Annotated in this window: 17 protein-coding genes; 3 read left to right on the forward strand and 14 right to left on the reverse strand. The window is 62.6% G+C overall.

Annotated elements, in window-relative coordinates; all coding sequences use genetic code 11:
- Positions 1–402: FAD-dependent oxidoreductase (locus tag KBT70_RS00685; protein WP_296627583.1), on the reverse strand; the 402-nt coding region annotated here is incomplete at its 3' end.
- Positions 403–405: 3 nt separating this feature from the next.
- Positions 406–1,629 (reverse strand): acyl-CoA dehydrogenase, encoded by a 1,224-nt coding sequence (locus KBT70_RS00690; RefSeq protein WP_296627585.1) that lies wholly within the window; start codon positions 1,627–1,629, stop codon positions 406–408.
- A 103-nt stretch (positions 1,630–1,732) separates the two neighbouring features.
- Between KBT70_RS00690 and KBT70_RS00695 the strand changes: the two genes are divergently transcribed.
- Complete coding sequence (locus tag KBT70_RS00695; RefSeq protein WP_296627586.1) at positions 1,733–2,644, forward strand: LysR substrate-binding domain-containing protein; 912 nt, start codon at positions 1,733–1,735, stop codon at positions 2,642–2,644.
- Between the two features lie 6 nt (positions 2,645–2,650).
- On the opposite strand, the gene phoB is transcribed toward KBT70_RS00695, so the two are convergent.
- From phoB to KBT70_RS00745, 10 genes are all read right to left on the reverse strand, one after another.
- The gene (gene phoB, locus KBT70_RS00700; protein WP_296627588.1) at positions 2,651–3,340 is read right to left on the reverse strand and encodes a phosphate regulon transcriptional regulator PhoB; all 690 of its coding nucleotides are present in this window, start codon (positions 3,338–3,340) and stop codon (positions 2,651–2,653) included.
- Positions 3,341–3,355: 15 nt separating this feature from the next.
- Complete coding sequence (phoU, locus tag KBT70_RS00705) at positions 3,356–4,084, reverse strand: phosphate signaling complex protein PhoU (protein WP_296627590.1); 729 nt, start codon at positions 4,082–4,084, stop codon at positions 3,356–3,358.
- A 10-nt stretch (positions 4,085–4,094) separates the two neighbouring features.
- Positions 4,095–4,895 carry a phosphate ABC transporter ATP-binding protein PstB gene (pstB, locus tag KBT70_RS00710; protein ID WP_296627592.1) on the reverse strand — a complete coding sequence of 267 codons (801 nt, stop codon included), beginning with the start codon at positions 4,893–4,895 and terminating at the stop codon, positions 4,095–4,097.
- Between the two features lie 16 nt (positions 4,896–4,911).
- The gene (gene pstA / locus KBT70_RS00715) at positions 4,912–6,264 is read right to left on the reverse strand and encodes a phosphate ABC transporter permease PstA (RefSeq protein ID WP_296627594.1); all 1,353 of its coding nucleotides are present in this window, start codon (positions 6,262–6,264) and stop codon (positions 4,912–4,914) included.
- Entirely contained in the window at positions 6,261–7,721 is a 1,461-nt protein-coding gene (gene pstC / locus KBT70_RS00720; RefSeq protein WP_296627596.1) for a phosphate ABC transporter permease subunit PstC, read from the reverse strand. Before pstC ends, pstA begins: the two co-directional genes overlap by 4 nt.
- 60 nt (positions 7,722–7,781) lie before the next feature.
- Positions 7,782–8,819, reverse strand: coding sequence for a substrate-binding domain-containing protein (locus KBT70_RS00725; RefSeq protein WP_296627598.1), 1,038 nt, complete (start codon positions 8,817–8,819; stop codon positions 7,782–7,784).
- Between the two features lie 165 nt (positions 8,820–8,984).
- Positions 8,985–10,031: an ATP-binding protein gene (locus tag KBT70_RS00730; protein ID WP_296627601.1), complete on the reverse strand. Its 1,047-nt coding sequence runs from the start codon at positions 10,029–10,031 to the stop codon at positions 8,985–8,987.
- 6 nt (positions 10,032–10,037) lie between these two features.
- On the reverse strand, positions 10,038–10,559 hold the full coding sequence (locus KBT70_RS00735) for a gamma carbonic anhydrase family protein (RefSeq protein WP_296627603.1): 522 nt from the start codon (positions 10,557–10,559) through the stop codon (positions 10,038–10,040).
- Positions 10,556–11,197, reverse strand: coding sequence for a guanylate kinase (gene gmk / locus KBT70_RS00740; RefSeq protein WP_296627605.1), 642 nt, complete (start codon positions 11,195–11,197; stop codon positions 10,556–10,558). The genes KBT70_RS00735 and gmk overlap by 4 nt, the downstream gene beginning before the upstream one ends.
- Before the next feature lie 60 nt (positions 11,198–11,257).
- Positions 11,258–12,148 carry a YicC/YloC family endoribonuclease gene (locus KBT70_RS00745; protein WP_296627607.1) on the reverse strand — a complete coding sequence of 297 codons (891 nt, stop codon included), beginning with the start codon at positions 12,146–12,148 and terminating at the stop codon, positions 11,258–11,260.
- A gap of 252 nt (positions 12,149–12,400) precedes the next feature.
- Between KBT70_RS00745 and KBT70_RS00750 the strand changes: the two genes are divergently transcribed.
- Complete coding sequence (locus KBT70_RS00750) at positions 12,401–13,054, forward strand: PAS domain-containing protein (RefSeq protein ID WP_296627609.1); 654 nt, start codon at positions 12,401–12,403, stop codon at positions 13,052–13,054.
- A gap of 304 nt (positions 13,055–13,358) precedes the next feature.
- Here the strand turns inward: KBT70_RS00750 and KBT70_RS00755 are convergent, their stop codons facing one another.
- Positions 13,359–14,729 (reverse strand): class II 3-deoxy-7-phosphoheptulonate synthase, encoded by a 1,371-nt coding sequence (locus KBT70_RS00755; protein WP_296627611.1) that lies wholly within the window; start codon positions 14,727–14,729, stop codon positions 13,359–13,361.
- Between the two features lie 174 nt (positions 14,730–14,903).
- On the opposite strand from KBT70_RS00755, the gene KBT70_RS00760 reads away from it, so the two are divergent.
- Positions 14,904–15,905: a GlxA family transcriptional regulator gene (locus tag KBT70_RS00760; protein WP_296627615.1), complete on the forward strand. Its 1,002-nt coding sequence runs from the start codon at positions 14,904–14,906 to the stop codon at positions 15,903–15,905.
- A 6-nt stretch (positions 15,906–15,911) separates the two neighbouring features.
- Here KBT70_RS00760 and KBT70_RS00765 read toward each other — a convergent pair whose 3' ends face one another.
- On the reverse strand, positions 15,912–16,997 hold the full coding sequence (locus KBT70_RS00765; protein WP_296627612.1) for a PQQ-dependent sugar dehydrogenase: 1,086 nt from the start codon (positions 16,995–16,997) through the stop codon (positions 15,912–15,914).
- Between the last annotated feature and the right edge of the window lie 21 nt (positions 16,998–17,018).

Raw genomic sequence — 17,018 nt, forward strand, 5'->3', positions numbered from 1 at the left:
CATGGCCTTGGGCGCGTGGGCGAGATGCAGGGTGCCGTTGCGGGTGGCCTCGCAGGCGATGTCATGCTGTGCAATGAGGTCAAAGACCAGCGTTGGGGCCTCGGCCAGAACCGTGTTCAGATGTTCGCCCGCCTCTACCCCGAGGATCTTGCACACCTCATCGGGCGGGAGCCATAGCCCTGCGTTGACAAGGCCCACGTTGCGGCCAGAGCCCCCCTCGCCCACAGTTTCGGCCTCGAGCACCGCCACATCGGCCCCCTGCCCTGCGGCATGCAGCGCCGCCGACAGGCCCGTGAACCCCGCGCCGATGATGGCCAGATCCACCATGCGTTCGCCGCGCAAAGGCGGCGCTGCAAAGGTCTCGAGAGCGCTCTCGCGCCAGAGGTTGCCAAGGCCCGGCATGGATCAGAAGAACGCCTGAAGTCCGGTCTGCGCCCGGCCAAGGATGAGCGCATGCACATCATGCGTGCCCTCGTAGGTATTGACCGTTTCGAGATTGACCATGTGGCGAATGACCTGAAACTCCTCGGAAATGCCGTTGCCGCCGTGCATGTCGCGGGCGTGGCGGGCAATCTCGAGCGCCTTGCCGCAATTGTTGCGTTTGATCATAGAGATCATTTCGGGGGCGGCGTTGGCCTCGTCCATCAGGCGGCCGACGCGCAGGGCGGCCTGCAGCCCGAGGGTGATTTCGGTTTGCATATTGGCCAGTTTCAACTGGAAAAGCTGGGTCTGGGCGAGCGGGCGGTTGAATTGTTTGCGATCGAGCCCGTATTGCCGGGACGCGTGCCAGCAGAATTCAGCGGCCCCCATGACGCCCCAAGCAATGCCATAGCGGGCGCGGTTGAGACATCCAAAGGGCCCTTTAAGTCCTTGAACATTGGGCAGAAGTGCGGACTCGGGCACCTCGACATTGTCCATCACGATCTCGCCTGTGACAGAGGCGCGCAAGCTGAGTTTGCCGCCGACCTTGGGGGCGCTCAGACCCTTCATACCCTTTTCGAGAATGAAGCCGCGGATCTTGCCGTCATGCGCCTCGGATTTGGCCCAGACCACGAAGACATCGGCGATGGGGCTGTTGGAAATCCACATCTTGGAGCCGGTCAGGCGATAGCCGCTGTCGGTGCGCACGGCGCGGGTTTTCATGCCTGCGGGGTCGCTGCCCGCATCCGGCTCTGTCAGGCCAAAGCAGCCGATGAGGTCGCCACTGGCCAGACCGGGCAGGTATTTGCGGCGCTGCTCTTCCGACCCGTAGGCGTAGATCGGATACATCACGAGCGACGATTGCACGCTCATCATCGAACGGTAGCCCGAATCAACCCGCTCGATTTCGCGGGCGACGAGACCGTAAGAGACATAGTTGGCCCCCAGCCCGCCGTATTCCTCGGGAATGGTGGTGCCCAATAGGCCCATCTGGCCCATTTCCTTGAAAATACCGGGATCAACACGCTCTTCGCGGTAGGCGGCGATGACGCGCGGTTGCAGCACCTCTTGCGCAAAGGTGCGCGCGCTCTCGGTGATCATGCGCTCTTCTTCGGAGAGTTGATCATTGAGGCGGAAGGGATCGGCCCAGTCAAAAGCGTTGAGATCCGGGGCATCCTTGGCGCGCAGCGTCGGGGTATTGGCGTTCATGGCGAGCTCCTGTGGCGTATTTTCCGAGTTGAGGACAGGTTACACTGGCAAAACGCCGATGAATAACGATAAATTCACATGGACATATGAGTAAACCGCAAGAATGACCCTGCCCCGCCGCTTTCTTCCGTCGATATCATCCTTGCGCGCGCTGGAGGCGCTGGACCGTCTGGGCAGCGCCACGGCGGCGGCGGCGGAATTGTCGCAAACGCAAAGTGCGGTCAGCAGGCAATTGAAAACATTGGAAGATCAGCTTGGCGTGGGGTTGATCGTGCGGCACGGGCGCGGCATTCACCTGACCCCGGAGGCGGCGGAATATGCGGATAAAATCCGGGGCGCGTTGCAACAGATTGCGCAAGCGTCGCTCACGCTGACGGCGAATCCGGCGGGGGGCAGCCTGAGCCTTGCGATTCTGCCCACGTTCGGCATGCGCTGGCTGGTGCCGCGACTGGCCGAGTTCGCGCGGCTCTATCCGGAGGTGACGATCAACCTCTCAACCCGGTTGAAACCGTTTAACTTTGCTGCAGAACCATTTGATGCGGCTATACATTTTGGCAAAGCGGATTGGCTTGGGACCGAGGCGTTACGGCTGCGGACAGAGCGGGTTGTGGCGGTGGCAACGCCCGAGTTTCTGGCACGTCATGCGCCGATCACACAGGCGAAGGACCTCTTGCACTTGCCGCTCTTGCAAATCGAGACGCGGCCCGGTGCCTGGCCTGCGTGGTTCGAGGCGCAGGGCGTGACCGGGGCCAAGGTGAGCGGCACGATCTATGATCAATTTTCAACCATCACGCAGGCGGCATTGCATGGGTTGGGCGTGGCGCTCTTGCCGGATTACTTGGCCGAGCAGGATCTGGCGACGGGGCGGCTTAGATCAGCTTGGGGCGACAAGACGCTGATTTCTGGGGCTTATTACCTTGTCTGGCCGGTCCAGAACGGGCGTGATCCGGCGCTCTGCAAGTTCCGCGATTGGCTGGCAGGACAGGCCGAGGACGAAGACCTGTTACCGCGCTGACGGGGATCAGCCCAAGGCATAGCCCGCGCCGCGCACGGTGCGCAGGGGATCGTCGCCGCCATATTGGCAGAGCGCCTTGCGCAACCGGCCGATATGAACATCGACGGTGCGGGTGTCGACATAGATATCCCGGCCCCAGACGCGGTCCAAGAGTTGCTCGCGTGACCAGACGCGACCGGGCTTTTCCATGAAGGTGGACAGCAGGCGAAATTCGGTCGGGCCGAGTTTCAGCGGCTTTTCGCTGCGGGTCACGCGGTGGGTTTCGGCATCGAGCACGATGTCGAGATATTCCAGCCGCTCGCCCACGGTGGCGGGACGGGTGCGGCGCAGTTGCGCGCGCACGCGGGCCATCAGTTCGACCAGCGAATAAGGCTTGATCACATAGTCATCGGCGCCCGTCTCCAACCCACGCACGCGGTCCACCTCTTCGGAGCGGGCCGAGAGCATGATGATCGGGATGCCGCGCGTTTCCGAGCGAGTCTTGAGCTGACGGCAGACCTCGATGCCCGAGACATTGGGCATCATCCAGTCGAGAACGATGATATCGGGCGGCATTTCCGAGACCATGAGCAGCGCCTCTTCGCCATTGCTGGCGGTGAGCACATGAAAGCCGTCGGCCTGAAGATTGTAGCCCAGCACTTCGCGCTGCGCCGGTTCGTCCTCGACCAAAAGGACGATGGGTTGATCTGCGGACATCGGCGCCTCCTTTACTTAGTGGCTGCCCTTGGGCGCGAGACTGGGATCAACCGAGGTTGTATCGCTCTTGGGGCGCGGATCGTCGGGGAAAGAGCCGGACACAAGATAGACCACCTGTTCGGCGATGGAGGTGACAAGATCGCCCATGCGTTCGGTGTTCTTGGCGATGAAATGCAGGTGCATGCAGGGCGTGATGTTGCGCGGGTCTTCCATCATGAAGGTCAGGAATTCGCGGAAGATCGCGTTATACATCTGATCGACATCCTGATCGCGGCGGATCACCTCATGGGCGAGATCCATGTCGCGCTGGATGTAGGCGTCGAGCACATCTTTCAGCATTTCCTCGACCTCGCGGGCCATGCGGCGCAGCGCCGAGGGCGAGCCGTTGACGGCGGTCATCTGGCTGAGGACCGAGGTGCGCTTGGCCATGTTCTTGGCATAGTCGCCGATGCGTTCGAGGCTGGCGGAAATCTTGATCACGGTCAGGACAACGCGCAGGTCGCGCGCGGCGGGCGACCGCAGGGCCAGAACGCGGGCGGCCTCTTCGTTGATCTGCTCTTCGAGCGCGTCGATGGCCTTGTCGCGGCCACGCACCTCTTCGGCCAGCTCGTCGTCGCGGGTTTCGAGCGAGCGGGCGGCGTCGGAGATTGCGCGTTCGACCATGCCGCCCATCTTCATGATATGGGCCTGAATGGTCTCGAGGTCGCGGTCGAAGGAGGAGACGATGTGCTGATGGTCGGACATGGAGTGTTCCTTAGCCAATACGCCCGGTGATGTAGCTTTCGGTGCGCTCATCCTTGGGGTTGGTGAAAATCTGGCCGGTGTCGCCAAATTCGACGAGATGACCCAAGTGGAAGAAGGCGGTCTTCTGGCTGACGCGGGCGGCCTGCTGCATCGAATGGGTGACGATGACCACGGAAAACTCCTGCCGCAGTTCGTCAATGAGTTCCTCGACCTGCGCTGTGGCGATGGGATCGAGCGCCGAGCAGGGTTCGTCCATCAAGAGCACCTCGGGCGAGGTGGCCACAGCGCGGGCGATGCAGAGGCGCTGTTGCTGGCCCCCCGAGAGGCCGGTGCCGGGCTGGTCAAGACGATCCTTGGCCTCGTTCCAGAGTGCGGCGCGGCGCAGGGATTTTTCGACGATCTCGTCCAGTTCGGATTTGGTGCGGGCGAGGCCATGGATGCGGGGCCCGTAGGCCACGTTGTCATAGATCGATTTGGGGAACGGGTTGGGTTTCTGGAACACCATGCCCACCTTGGCGCGCAACTGCACCGGATCGACCTTCTTGTCATAGACATCTTCGCCGTCGATGCGGATATCCCCTTCGACGCGGCAAATGTCGATGGTGTCGTTCATCCGGTTGATGCAGCGCAGAAAGGTGGATTTGCCACAGCCCGACGGGCCAATAAAGGCGGTCACGGTCTTGTCGAGGATATCGACATTCACGTCCTTGATGGCATGGGTGTCGCCATAATAGACCTGCACCTTGCGCGCGGCGATCTTGATGTCGTTGTTGGTCACTTTCGTCTCCGCGAATTTTGGGGCGTCATACATGGGTCTATACCTTTGTTTACCAGCGGCGTTCAAACCGTCTGCGCAGCAGGATGGCGGCGATGTTCATGATCACGAGAAAGACGAGCAGCACGATGATGGCCCCGGACGCGCGTTCCACGAACGCCGGGTCGCCCCGCTGGGTCCAGTTGTAGACCTGCACTGGGAGGGCGGCGGCGGGGTCAAAGAAGCCTTCGGGCGGGCCACCGGGATATTCGCGCACAAAGGCCACCATGCCGATCAGCAGAAGCGGCGCGGTTTCGCCGAGCGCCTGTGCCAGACCGATGATCGCGCCCGTGAGGATGCCGGGCATGGCAAGCGGCAGGACGTGGTGAAAGATCGCCTGCATCTTGGACGCACCCACACCAAGCGCCGCATCGCGGATCGAGGGGGGCACGGATTTGAGCGCTGCGCGCGTGGCGATAATGATGGTCGGAAGCGTCATCAGCGTGAGCACGAGACCGCCCACGATGGGGGCCGATTGCGGCAGGCCCACCATGTTGATGAAGATCGCAAGGCCAAGGATACCGAATACGATGGAGGGCACCGCCGCAAGGTTCGAGATATTCACCTCGATCAGGTCGGTCCAGCGGTTCTTGGGCGCGAACTCCTCGAGATAGATTGAGGCCGCGACCCCCAAGGGCAGCGAGAGAACCAGCACGATCAGCATCATATAGGCCGAGCCGATGATCGCCACACCCAGACCGGCCGCCTCGGGGCGGGTGTCAGAGGCATCGGGCGCGGTGAAGAAGGCCCAGTTGAACTTGGTTCTTAGGATACCCGCCTCTTTGAGTTGTTGGGCAAGTTGGAGTTGCTCGGGCGAGACATTGCGGTCAAGGGCCGCGCTTTCCATCGTCACGCGGCCTTTGAAAAAGCCGTCGATGCGCCCTGCGGCAAGCAGATCGAATTGCACGGTTTCGCCGATCAAGTCGGGGTTGGCCAAGACGAAATCACGCAGGGTGGCGGGGGCCTCCTTGGAAATCAACTCGCCCGCTGCCTTGGTATTGGCGACGTCTGAAACAGCACCCGTGCGCTCGATGGCCGAGAGCATCGCCGCCTCGATCAGCGGGGTGTAGCCAAAGGTCGAGACCTTGGCGATGTCGTCGGGATTGCGGTCGCCCTTCTTGTCGAGTTTGGCAGGGTCGAGATAGACCTCGAGTTCGACATAGGTCTGTTGAAAGGACGACAGGCCACTGGCAAGGATCGAGGTCAGCAGCCCCACCAGAGAGAGCACGCCGATGGTGACGGCAATCAGCCCCATCATGCGAAAGCGTGCCTCTTTGGCATTGCGCTGCTTGGTGCGCGCGTCCTGCGTCAGCAAGGAGCCCTTGCGCGGAGCCGGGACGGCGTCTGAGGCGGTGAAATCGGTCATTCGTACTGCTCCCGGTATTTGCGCACGATCACGAGGGCGAGGACGTTGAGCCCCAGCGTAAAGACAAAGAGCGTGAGGCCAAGCGCGAAGGCCACCAGCGTTTCGGGGCTGGCGAATTCGGTGTCGCCGGTCAACTGGCTCACGATCTTGACGGTGATGGTGGTCATGGCCTCAAACGGGTTGAGGCCGAGTTTGGCGGCGGCCCCTGCCCCCATGACGACGATCATCGTCTCGCCAATGGCGCGGGAGGCGGCCAGAAGGATGGCGCCCACCACACCCGGCAGGGCCGCGGGCAGGATCACCTGCTTGATGGTTTCCGATTTGGTGGCCCCGAGACCGTAAGAGCCATCCCGCATGGATTGCGGCACCGCGTTGATGATGTCATCCGAGAGCGAGGAGACGAACGGAATAAGCATGATGCCCATCACCAGACCGGCAGTCAGCACCGATGAGGACGAAGAACCAAGCCCCAGAGGCGACGCGATATAGTCGCGCAGGAATGGCCCCACGGTGATCAGGGCAAAGAGCCCGTAGACGATGGTGGGGATGCCGGCCAGCACCTCGATTGCCGGTTTGGCAAAGGCGCGCAGCGGTTTGCTGGCGTATTCTGCCAGATAGATGGCGATCATCAGCCCCAGCGGCACCGCCACCAGCAGCGCCAGAAAGCTCACGTAAAGCGTGCCCCACAAGAGCGGCAGGATGCCCAGATCAGAGCCGCCGCGAAATTGCGGGTTCCAGACGGTCGAGAAGAAGAAATCGCGGGCCGGATACATCTTGAAGAAATTGATCGTCTCGAAAAGCAGCGAGGCGACGATGCCGACGGTGGTGAGAATAGCCACCAACGAGGCCCCGATGAGGAGCGCCAGAATAAAGGTCTCAGAGGCGTTGCGCGCGCGTTGATCCGGGTTCACCCGCGTCCAAGACCAGATGAGCAGGCCAATCGCCAGACCCAGCACCGCGAGGGTCATCAGGAAATGGCCGGAGTTCTGCGACGTGCGCAACTCTTTGGCTGCCTCGAACACCGGCACCGGCACGTCAGAGCCAAGCGCCACACCGACATTGCCCAAGCGGTTGCGGATATCGGTGAAATCGGCGCGCATGGCGTCCAGATCATCCTCGGACATCTGCCCCGCCACCATCAGCGCATCCAGCCCATCGGCGATGCGGCGTACATCAGCCATCACAAGGCTCTTGGCCCCGCCTTCGGGGATCACGCTATCGGGGATCATACCGGCGATGCGGCCCTCGATCAGCAAGGGTTGCACGAAGAGCCAGGCGAGCATCAGCAAAAGGGCCGGGACCGCCGTGTAGAGCGCAACCGCCTGACCATAGTAATTCGGCAGGGAGTGCAATTTCTTGCCCGTGGCCTTGGAGGTTGCGAAAGCGCGTGCGCGCCCCAAGAAAAAGCCCAGCCCACACAGGCCGAGCACGATCAGGGTGATATAACCGGTACTCATCTGCTCTCCGCCAAAAAGGGAGGGATGGCGCAGATGCGCCACCCCTCGGAGGTCTTGGTCTTAGTTCAGCACGCCCATGGGGACGCGGTTGGCAACCATTTCCTGAGTCTTGGCAAGCTCGGGATCGGACACGAGGCCATAGGCCGAGAGCGGGCCATCGGGGCCTGCGATTTCGTCGGACACGAAGAACTCGATATATTCCTGCATGCCGGGGATCACGTCGAGATGCGCGTTCTTGACGTAGAAGAAGAGCGGACGCGACACCGGGTAGTCACCCGAAGCGATCGTTTCAACCGACGGCTCGACGCCGCCCATGGTGGCAACCTGAAGCTTGTCGGTGTTGTTCTGGTAGAACGAGAGACCAAAGACGCCGATGCCGTTCTTGTTGGCATCCACGCGGGCCAGCGTTTCGGTGTAGTCGCCGTCGATGTCGATGGACACGCCATCGGTGCGCAGCGCCATGCAGGCCTTTTCTGCGGCTTTCGCGTCGCCGCCATTGGCTGCGAGATGCAGGTCATAGGTGCCATTCTCTTCGCAACCGGCGATGATCACCTTTTCGTCAAAGACTTCGCGGGTGCCGTGCTTGGTGCCGGGCACGAACGCCAGGATTTCTTCGCCGGGCAGGTCGGCGCGCACGTCGGACCAGACCTTGTTGGTGTTGTCGGCCAGAGCGCCATCCTTGGCAACCTGAGCGGCCAGAGCCGCATGCCAGTCGGCCGGGGTGAAGGCATAGGCGGGGCCGTTGATGTCAGAGGCAAAGACGATGCCATCATAGCCAATGCGGACTTCCATGATCTCGGTCACGCCATTCTGCGCGCAGAGGTCGATATCCGACTGCTTGATGCGCGAGGACGAGTTGGCGATGTCGATGGTGTTCTCACCAACGCCTTCGCAGAGTTTCTTGCGGCCAGCGCCCGACCCGCCGGATTCAACGACCGGGGTGGGGAAATCAAAGTTTTCGCCAAAGGCTTCGGCGACGATGGCGGCATAGGGCAGCACGGTCGAGGAGCCTGCGATCTGAATGTTGTCACGGGCCGCGGCGGTGCCAGCGGCGAGGGCCGTCAGGGCCAGGGCGGAAACGGTGGATTTGAACAGCATGAGTTGCTCCTGAGTTCGGTTTCACGGGACGCCCAGGCAGGGGCGACCTCGGGGGCCAGCACTAGGTCAGAACCACAACGCTTTTGTTACACTTATGTAACGGTTTTATGACAGATAGGGAACTTGGGGGATTCAGGTGGTTTTTTCCCGGTCCCTGCGGCGCGCTCAGACCTCTTGGCGGTCCCATTGCGGCAGAATCACCGAGAATTCGCTGCCGTCACCGGGGGTGGAGGAGATTCGCAGCCGTCCCCTGTGGCGGTTGACGATATGCTTGACGATGGCGAGGCCGAGGCCCGTGCCCCCCATCTCGCGCGAGCGATGGGTGTCGACACGGTAAAACCGTTCGGTCAGGCGGGGGATATGCAGCGGGTCGATGCCGGGGCCCTGATCGCGGACACGCGCCACAATGGCCGGGGCGCGCAGGGTGGCATCACGCGGGGTCCGTTCCAGCGTGATCGTGATGCGGTTGTCCTTGCCCCCATATTTGATCGCGTTTTCAACAAGGTTGGTAAAGACCTGCTGCAACTGGTCGTCATTGCCGCGCACCACCATGCCTTCGGGGGGATCAAAGGTGATGTCGCAGGCGCGGTCGCGCGCCAAGGGGCGCAACGCATGCAGAACCGAGCCGATCACCTGCCCCAGATTGACCTCGTCGCGCGGGCGCACGCGCTCTTCGCTCTCGACCCGGCTGAGCGACAGAAGATCCCGCACAAGGCGTTCCATCCGCGCCGCCTCGGATTGCATGATCCCCAGAAAACGGTCGATGGCGGCCTGATCGTGGCGCGCGGGCCCTTGCAGCGTTTCGATGAATCCCATCAGCGCCGTGAGCGGCGTGCGCAATTCGTGGCTGACATTGGCCACGAAATCACGGCGCATCTGGGCTGCATGTTCGCGTTCGGTCAGATCCTCGAAACAGACCAGCGTGCCGCGCGCATCGCTGGTTTCCACATAGCCCACATGCACCTGAAAGCTGCTGTCGCGCCCGGCCTCTGAGGTCTGATAGGTGATCTTGCGCGGCAGACGATCGCGCAAGCTGGCCTCGATCGCCTCGAGCACATCGGGTTGCCGGAGCGCGGTCAGCAGGTGACGCCCCTCAAGCCCCTGCCCCAGCATGTCGCGCGCGCCCTGATTGGCGGCGATGATGCGATCATCCGGCCCCACCAGAATGGCGGCCATCGGGATACCTGCCAGAACCGTGGCCAGACCCTGCATCGCGGGTCAGAGCGCCACAAGACCGGAGCGGTACCGGCGCATATTCTGTTGGTAATGCAGCGCCGTGGCGCGCAGCGTGGCAATCGCCGCCTCGTCAAGACTGCGCACCACCCGACCCGGCGCCCCCATGACAAGGCTGCCTTCGGGGATGACCTTGCCTTCGGTGATCAAGGCGCCTGCGCCAATCAGGCTGTTGCGTCCGATGCGCGCGCCATTGAGCACCGTGGCCCCCATGCCGATCAGCACATTCTCTTCCAAAATGCAGCCATGCAGCATCGCCTTGTGCCCGATGGTGCAGCCCGGCCCGATGACGAGCGGATAACCCATATCAGTGTGCATGACGCAGTTTTCCTGCACATTGCTGCCCGCGCCCACGCGGATTTCCTCGTTATCGCCGCGCAGGGTGCAGCCGAACCAGACCGAGGCCAGATCCTCGATCACCACTTTGCCGATCAGGTTGGCATCGGGGGCGATCCAGCTGTCTTGGGCAATCTGCGGCGCGTGGCCATCGAGCGTATAGATCGTCATTGCATCTCCTCGAATTCGGTTTGCAGCGCGCGCACATGCGCGGTCAGGCCCGGCTGTTGGCTGCGGCGCAGGCGCGTGGCCTCGATGATGGTCTTGAGCCGCGCCTCTGTGGCATCCAGGTTGTCATTGATCAGCACAAAATCATAGCCATCCCAGTGGCTGATCTCGTCCCAGCTTTTCTCCATCCGTTTGGCGATGACCTCGGGGGTATCCTGCCCGCGTGTTTCCAGCCTGCGGTGCAATTCGCGGATCGAGGGGGGAAGCAGAAAGATCGAGAGCGTATGCGCGCCAAGGGCCGAGTTGCGGATCTGCTGCGCGCCTTGCCAGTCGATGTCAAAGAGCACGTCGCGCCCTGCATCAATGGCCGCCTGCACCGGCGCGCGCGGACTGCCGTAGAAATTGCCGAACACATGCGCATGTTCCAGCATCTCACCCGCCGCCACATCCTGTTTGAACTGGGCTTGGGTCATGAAGTGATAATCCTGCCCATCCACCTCGCCGGGGCGCGGCGCGCGGGTGGTGGCCGAGACGGAAAAGGCAATGGTTTCGTCCCAGTCGCGCAGGCGCCGCGACAGGGTGGATTTGCCCGCGCCCGAGGGCGAGGACAGGATGATCAAGAGGCCTCTGCGGTTGCTCATGCTGTCCCCTGCCCTTCTTCATGGTGAAAATACTCAAACTCCGCCAGTGCGGATGCTGCGTCATTCGACATTCTGCACCTGTTCGCGCATCTGGTCGATCACGGTCTTGAGGTTGAGCCCGATCTCGGTCAGCCCGCTGTGCTGCGCCTTGGAGCAGAGCGTGTTGGCCTCGCGGTTGAATTCCTGGCTCAGAAAGTCGATCTTGCGGCCAAGGGGCGAGCCTGCCTTTAGCAGCGCCCGCGTTGCCGCCACATGGGCGCGCAGGCGGTCCAGCTCTTCGGTGACGTCAAGCTTGACCGCCAAGATCGCCAGTTCCTGCGCCAGACGCGCGGGATCAAGATCGGTGGCGGTATCGCGCAGGCGCGCAAGTGCGGTCTGGTGGCTGCGGGCGATGTCGGCGCTGCGTTGGGCGAGCAGGTCATGGGCGGATTGGGTCAGGCGTGCTATGTCGTCCAGTTGGGCGTGCAGCACTTTGGCCAGTGCTGCGCCCTCGGCGGAGCGCATGGCAAGGAAATCCTGCAACACCGGTTCGAAATCCGCCAAGAGCGTCGCGCAGAGCGCGCTGGTGTCGGTCTCGCCGGTGCCCGCCTCGATCACGCCGCGCAAGGACAGGATATCGGCGGCGGTGGCCGGGGCAAGCGAGAGGCCGCAGGCCATGGCGCGATCCTCGACCAGTGCCATGGCGCGCAGTACATCATCGAGCCGGTCAGGGTTGACCGCCAATTGGCCGCTGGCATCGTCGCTGGTCAGGCGCAGGCTGAGTGCGACATTGCCGCGTGTGATCCCCTGCCCCAGCCGCGCCCGCAAGGCGGGTTCCAGCCCCTCGATCCAGTCCGGCACGCGCAGGCGCAGATCGAGCCCCTTGCCATTCACGCCGCGCAATTCCCAGGTCCAGCTATGGCCCGAAACGGCCCCCGTGGCCGTGGCAAAAGCGGTCATCGACTGGATCATCGGCAAGGTTCCTCGGCGCGGGCAGTTTTGGCCTGTCCTAGTGCGTGACCCAGCGGCTGGCAAGTCCCGGCGGCGGGGCGTGTCTGTCCCAGAGGTTAACCAATCCCCGCGATTTTTAAACAAATTCCCGAAAACTTGTGGCAGTCTTGGGGCAACGTGCGGTGCTTCAGGCGCTGCGTAAATTCTGCCAGTCAGACTGGCGCAGCACTGGGGGATGCCCTGAGCCGGGGGCTGGATCGAAAGGACCGTGGCATGCAAGACGAGATAACACGCGCGCTGGGGCCGGGGTGTGCGGGCGCGCTGAGCGCGCAGCAGGCCAGCGATCTGCAGGCCCTGCACGGGTATTGGGAGGGGCTCTGCGCGGGCCCCGATGTGCCGCGCCGCTCGGAAATTGACCCGCGCCGGATTGGCGGGCTCTTGTCCAATGCCTTTATCGCCGAGCGGATTGCTCCGGGGGTGACGCGGCTGCGGGTTGCGGGGCTGCATCTCAATGCCGTGATGGGGATGGAGGTGCGCGGCATGCCGCTGTCGAGTTTCATCGCCCCGAGCGCGCGAGAGGCGTTTGCGCTGGCGCTGGTCGATCTCTTCGAGCGGCCTGCGCGGCTGGAGATAGACCTCCGTGCCAAGGCGGGGTTGGGGCGGCCCGAGATGACCGGGCGTCTCATGCTCTGGCCGCTGCGCAGCGATTTGGGCGATGTGTCGCGGGCACTGGGCTGTCTGGTGACAAACGGCGACATCGGGCGTGCGTCGCGGCGGTTCGAGATGGAGGCGGTTCGGGTGCTGCCGCTTGGGGGGGCTGCGGTGCCGGTGGCCGGGCCGCTTGAGGTGATGCCGGGCGGTCTGCGTGATGCGTGGCGTGGACGCGGTGCGCCGCGCGGGCGGGCATATTTGCGGGTGGTGAAGTAAGCCGGGCGCGGCCTTGGCGTTCTATCGGAGAATCGACACGCTTTAGGTCGCCCCCGCGCGGAACAAGGCGCGAAGCGCCGCCGCGCGATCGCTGGGCCGTCCCGCGGCCTAGCGATTATGAGAGGGCGCGCGAGACTGTGGGCTGGACGGACTTGGCAAGCATAAAGTGCCAGTCACTTCCGTTGCTTCGCTAGTCCCCGGCCCAGCGATCGCGCGGCTCATTTCTTACCCCCGACCTTTACCCCCGACGACGAAAACACAAAACCGCAACAGGGCCTTGCCCCGTTGCGGTCATCCTGTTCATTTACCCAGCTTCGGCCTGACGGCGGTCATGGCGCAGGGATTTCAGCTCTTCCGCCACAAGGAAGGCCAGTTCGAGCGACTGGCTGGCATTGAGGCGCGGATCGCAGGCGGTGTGGTAGCGCGCCGAGAGATTTTCCTCGGAGAGCGCGCGCATGCCGCCGGTGCATTCGGTCACATCCTGTCCGGTCATCTCGAAATGCACGCCGCCGGGGATGGTGCCCTCGGCCTTGTGGATTCCAAAGAACTCCTGCACCTCGCGCAGCACCAATTCGAACGGCCGCGTCTTGTAGCCGGTCGCGGATTTGATCGTGTTGCCATGCATCGGATCGCAGACCCAGAGCACATTCGCGCCCTCTTCCTGCACCGTGCGAATGAGGCGCGGCAGGTTCTCGGCCACTTTGCCCGCGCCAAACCGGGCGATGAGCGAGAGGCGTCCCGCCTCATTGGTGGGGTTCAGCGTGGCCAAGAGCCGCTTCAGATCCTCAGAGGTCATCGACGGCCCGCATTTGAGGCCAATGGGGTTCTGCACGCCGCGCAGGAATTCGACATGCGCACCCTCGGGTTGCCGGGTGCGGTCGCCGATCCAGAGCATATGACCCGACCCCGCCAGCCATTTGCCAGAGGTGGAATCAAGCCGGCAGAGCGCCTCTTCGTATTCCAGCAAGAGGCTCTCGTGCGAGGTGTAGAAATCCACGGTTTTGAGCGTATGCGCATTGTCGCTGTCCACGCCCGCCGCCTTCATGAAGTCGAGCGCGTCCGAGATGTGATTGGCCATCTCGCGGTAGCGCGCGGCCTTCTCGCTCTCGGTAAAGCCGAGGGTCCAGGCATGGACCTGATGCACATCGGCGTACCCGCCCGTTGAAAAAGCGCGCAAGAGATTGAGGGTTGCGGCGGCCTGCGTGTAGGCCTGCAACATCTTTTCAGGGTTGGGGATGCGGGCCTCGGGGGTGAAGGCCAGTTCGTTGATGATGTCGCCGCGGTAGCTGGGCAGTTCCAGCCCATCAATCACCTCTGTCGGGGCCGAGCGCGGCTTGGCGAATTGCCCGGCCATGCGGCCCACCTTGACCACCGGCACCTTGGCCCCGTAGGTCAGCACCATCGCCATTTGCAGCATCACCTTGAAGGTGTCGCGGATCGCATCGGCAGAGAATTGATCAAACGCCTCGGCGCAATCGCCGCCTTGGAGCAGAAACGCCTCGCCGCGTGCGGCGGCCCCAAGCGCGCGCTTGAGGCGGCGCGCCTCACCGGCGAAAACCAGCGGCGGATATTGCCTCAGACGTGCCTCGACACTGGCCAGAGCGGCGGCATCGATATAATCGGGCATCTGCACCCGCGGTTTCGCGCGCCAGCCCGTTTTCTGCCATTCCGTCATCGTCCTTACTCCGCATTGAACGTAATCTGAGGCCTGTGTGTAGCAAAGCGGCGCGCAAGAGGCCATATGAAACGCACAAGAATGCGTCGCAAATCGACCATGCCTCTCTTGTCAATCGCGACGGTTTCGTGACAGACCGCTAGAGAGGCCGTTGCGCCGGGGAATCGGGTGATGATGACGTCAGAGGCCACGAAAATCGCGGTAAAAGCGCCCAAGGAGCCCAAACGCTTTGTGTTTGTGCTGTTGGACAACTTCACCTTGCTCAGCTTTGCCTCGGCCATTGAATGTCTGCGCATCGCCAATCGCATGGCCGAAGAAGAGCTTTATAGCTGGGCGCTGACGGGCGATTCCGAGGATGTGATCACCTGCTCTGCCGGGGTGCGATTCAACCTCGACTTTCCGTTGTCGGAGTTGAACCGTGAAGATGTGGTTCTGGTCTGTGGCGGCATGGATGTGCAAAAGGCCGCGACCAAGCGCATGTTGAACTGGCTGCGCCGTGAGGCGCGCAAGGGGCTGCGCATGGGCGGGCTCTGCACCGCGTCCTATGTGCTGGCGCGGGCGGGGTTGCTCGATGGCAAACGCGCGACGATCCATTGGGAAAACCACGACAGTTTCCTCGAAGAGTTCGAGGACGTCACCCTGACGAAATCGGTCTTTGTGATTGATGGCAACCGGATGAGCACGGCGGGGGGCACATCGTCGATTGACCTCATGCTCAACATCATCGCGGATGACCATGGCGAAAAGCTGGCCAATGCGGTGGCGGATCAGCAAATCTATAGCTCGATCCGCACCGATCAGGACACGCAGCGTCTGAGCGTGCCCACACGCATCGGCGTGCGGCATCCCAAGCTGAGCCAGGTCATCCAGATGATGGAAACCAATATCGAAGAGCCGATCAGCCCGGCGACACTGGCGCGCGACGTGGGCATGTCGACCCGACAGCTTGAACGGTTGTTCCGCCGCTATCTGAGCCGCAGCCCCAAGCGCTATTACATGGAACTGCGCCTGCAAAAGGCGCGCAACCTGTTGATGCAGACCGACATGACGGTGATCAACGTGGCGCTGGCCTGTGGTTTTGCCTCGCCCTCGCATTTCTCGAAATGCTACCGGGCGCATTACAACACGACGCCCTACCGCGAACGCGGCGCGCATAGTTCCCGTTTGTCGGTGTGATCGCTGTCAGCGTGTGATGCGGTAGGCTGCGCCCTGCCCCACACTGAGAAACCAGATTGACCCATCAGGTGCCTCGCGAATATCGCGCACACGCTGGGTTTCGCGGGATTTCAGGCGCTCGACCTCTGAGAGCGGCGCGCCATCCAGCCTCGAAATCATGTCGAATTTGAGCGATCCGACAAGGATATCGCCGCGCCATTCCGGGAACATATCGCCTTGATAGATCATCATGCCAGACGGCGCGATGGAGGGGTCCCAATGATGCGCGGGCTGCTCAAGCCCCGGTTTCTGGGTGCCTTCGCCGATTTTGAGGCCTGAGTAATGGCGGCCATAGGAAATCACCGGCCAGCCGTAATTGGCCCCTTTGGTGATGCGGTTCACTTCGTCGCCGCCGCGCGCGCCGTGTTCCACGACCCAAAGATTACCATTGGCGTCAAGCGCCGCCCCTTGCGGGTTGCGGTGGCCATAGGACCAGATTTGAGGCTGCGCGCCTGACATTTGAGTGAACGGATTGTCCGACGGGATTGCGCCATCGCGGGCGATGCGAACGACCGAACCGTTCTGGCGCGAGAGGTCTTGGGCAGAGTCGTCATCACCCCGGTCGCCGATGCTGGCGTAGAGCATCCCGTCGCGCCCCTCGACCAGCCGCGAGCCGAAATGCCGCCCGCCCGACGAGCCGGGGGCGAGTTCGAAAATCACCGTCCAATCGGTCAGACTATCCGCGCCGGGGGCAAGGCGGGCGTGGGCGATGGCGGTGCCGGCACCGCCCTGTTGCGGCTTGGAATAGGTGAAGTAAAGCTGACGGCTCTGCGCGAAATCGCGGGGAATGAGAACGTCGAGCAAGCCACCCTGCCCGCGCGTCGCGACATCCGGCAGGCCGCCCAATTCCCGGCGCTGGCCGTTTTCGATATGGATGACACGCCCGGACTTTTCTGTGATGAGCAGGCTGCCATCCGGCAAGAATCCCATCGCCCAAGGATCGTTTAGCCGGTCAACCATTTTTTCGACCGTCAGTTTTCCCGCGCTGCTGTCAAGGGCAAAGGCCGGGCTCATGGCGAGGCAAGCGGCGAGGATAAGGGGGATAAGGCGCATGGCTGTCTCCTTTTCCCATCC

Origin of the sequence: Roseovarius sp., assembly GCF_018066915.1 — a bacterium.
In the GTDB taxonomy this organism is placed as follows: Bacteria; Pseudomonadota; Alphaproteobacteria; order Rhodobacterales; family Rhodobacteraceae; genus Roseovarius.

Coding starts and splice junctions, on each gene's coding strand:
- KBT70_RS00690 (WP_296627585.1), bottom strand. CDS start 1,629: ATGAACGCCAATACCCCGACGCTGCGCGCCAAGGATGCCCCGGATCTC.
- KBT70_RS00695 (WP_296627586.1), top strand. CDS start 1,733: ATGACCCTGCCCCGCCGCTTTCTTCCGTCGATATCATCCTTGCGCGCG.
- phoB (WP_296627588.1), bottom strand. CDS start 3,340: ATGTCCGCAGATCAACCCATCGTCCTTTTGGTCGAGGACGAACCGGCG.
- phoU (WP_296627590.1), bottom strand. CDS start 4,084: ATGTCCGACCATCAGCACATCGTCTCCTCCTTCGACCGCGACCTCGAG.
- pstB (WP_296627592.1), bottom strand. CDS start 4,895: ATGTATGACGCCCCAAAATTCGCGGAGACGAAAGTGACCAACAACGAC.
- pstA (WP_296627594.1), bottom strand. CDS start 6,264: ATGACCGATTTCACCGCCTCAGACGCCGTCCCGGCTCCGCGCAAGGGC.
- pstC (WP_296627596.1), bottom strand. CDS start 7,721: ATGAGTACCGGTTATATCACCCTGATCGTGCTCGGCCTGTGTGGGCTG.
- KBT70_RS00725 (WP_296627598.1), bottom strand. CDS start 8,819: ATGCTGTTCAAATCCACCGTTTCCGCCCTGGCCCTGACGGCCCTCGCC.
- KBT70_RS00730 (WP_296627601.1), bottom strand. CDS start 10,031: ATGCAGGGTCTGGCCACGGTTCTGGCAGGTATCCCGATGGCCGCCATT.
- KBT70_RS00735 (WP_296627603.1), bottom strand. CDS start 10,559: ATGACGATCTATACGCTCGATGGCCACGCGCCGCAGATTGCCCAAGAC.
- gmk (WP_296627605.1), bottom strand. CDS start 11,197: ATGAGCAACCGCAGAGGCCTCTTGATCATCCTGTCCTCGCCCTCGGGC.
- KBT70_RS00745 (WP_296627607.1), bottom strand. CDS start 12,148: ATGATCCAGTCGATGACCGCTTTTGCCACGGCCACGGGGGCCGTTTCG.
- KBT70_RS00750 (WP_296627609.1), top strand. CDS start 12,401: ATGCAAGACGAGATAACACGCGCGCTGGGGCCGGGGTGTGCGGGCGCG.
- KBT70_RS00755 (WP_296627611.1), bottom strand. CDS start 14,729: ATGACGGAATGGCAGAAAACGGGCTGGCGCGCGAAACCGCGGGTGCAG.
- KBT70_RS00760 (WP_296627615.1), top strand. CDS start 14,904: ATGACGTCAGAGGCCACGAAAATCGCGGTAAAAGCGCCCAAGGAGCCC.
- KBT70_RS00765 (WP_296627612.1), bottom strand. CDS start 16,997: ATGCGCCTTATCCCCCTTATCCTCGCCGCTTGCCTCGCCATGAGCCCG.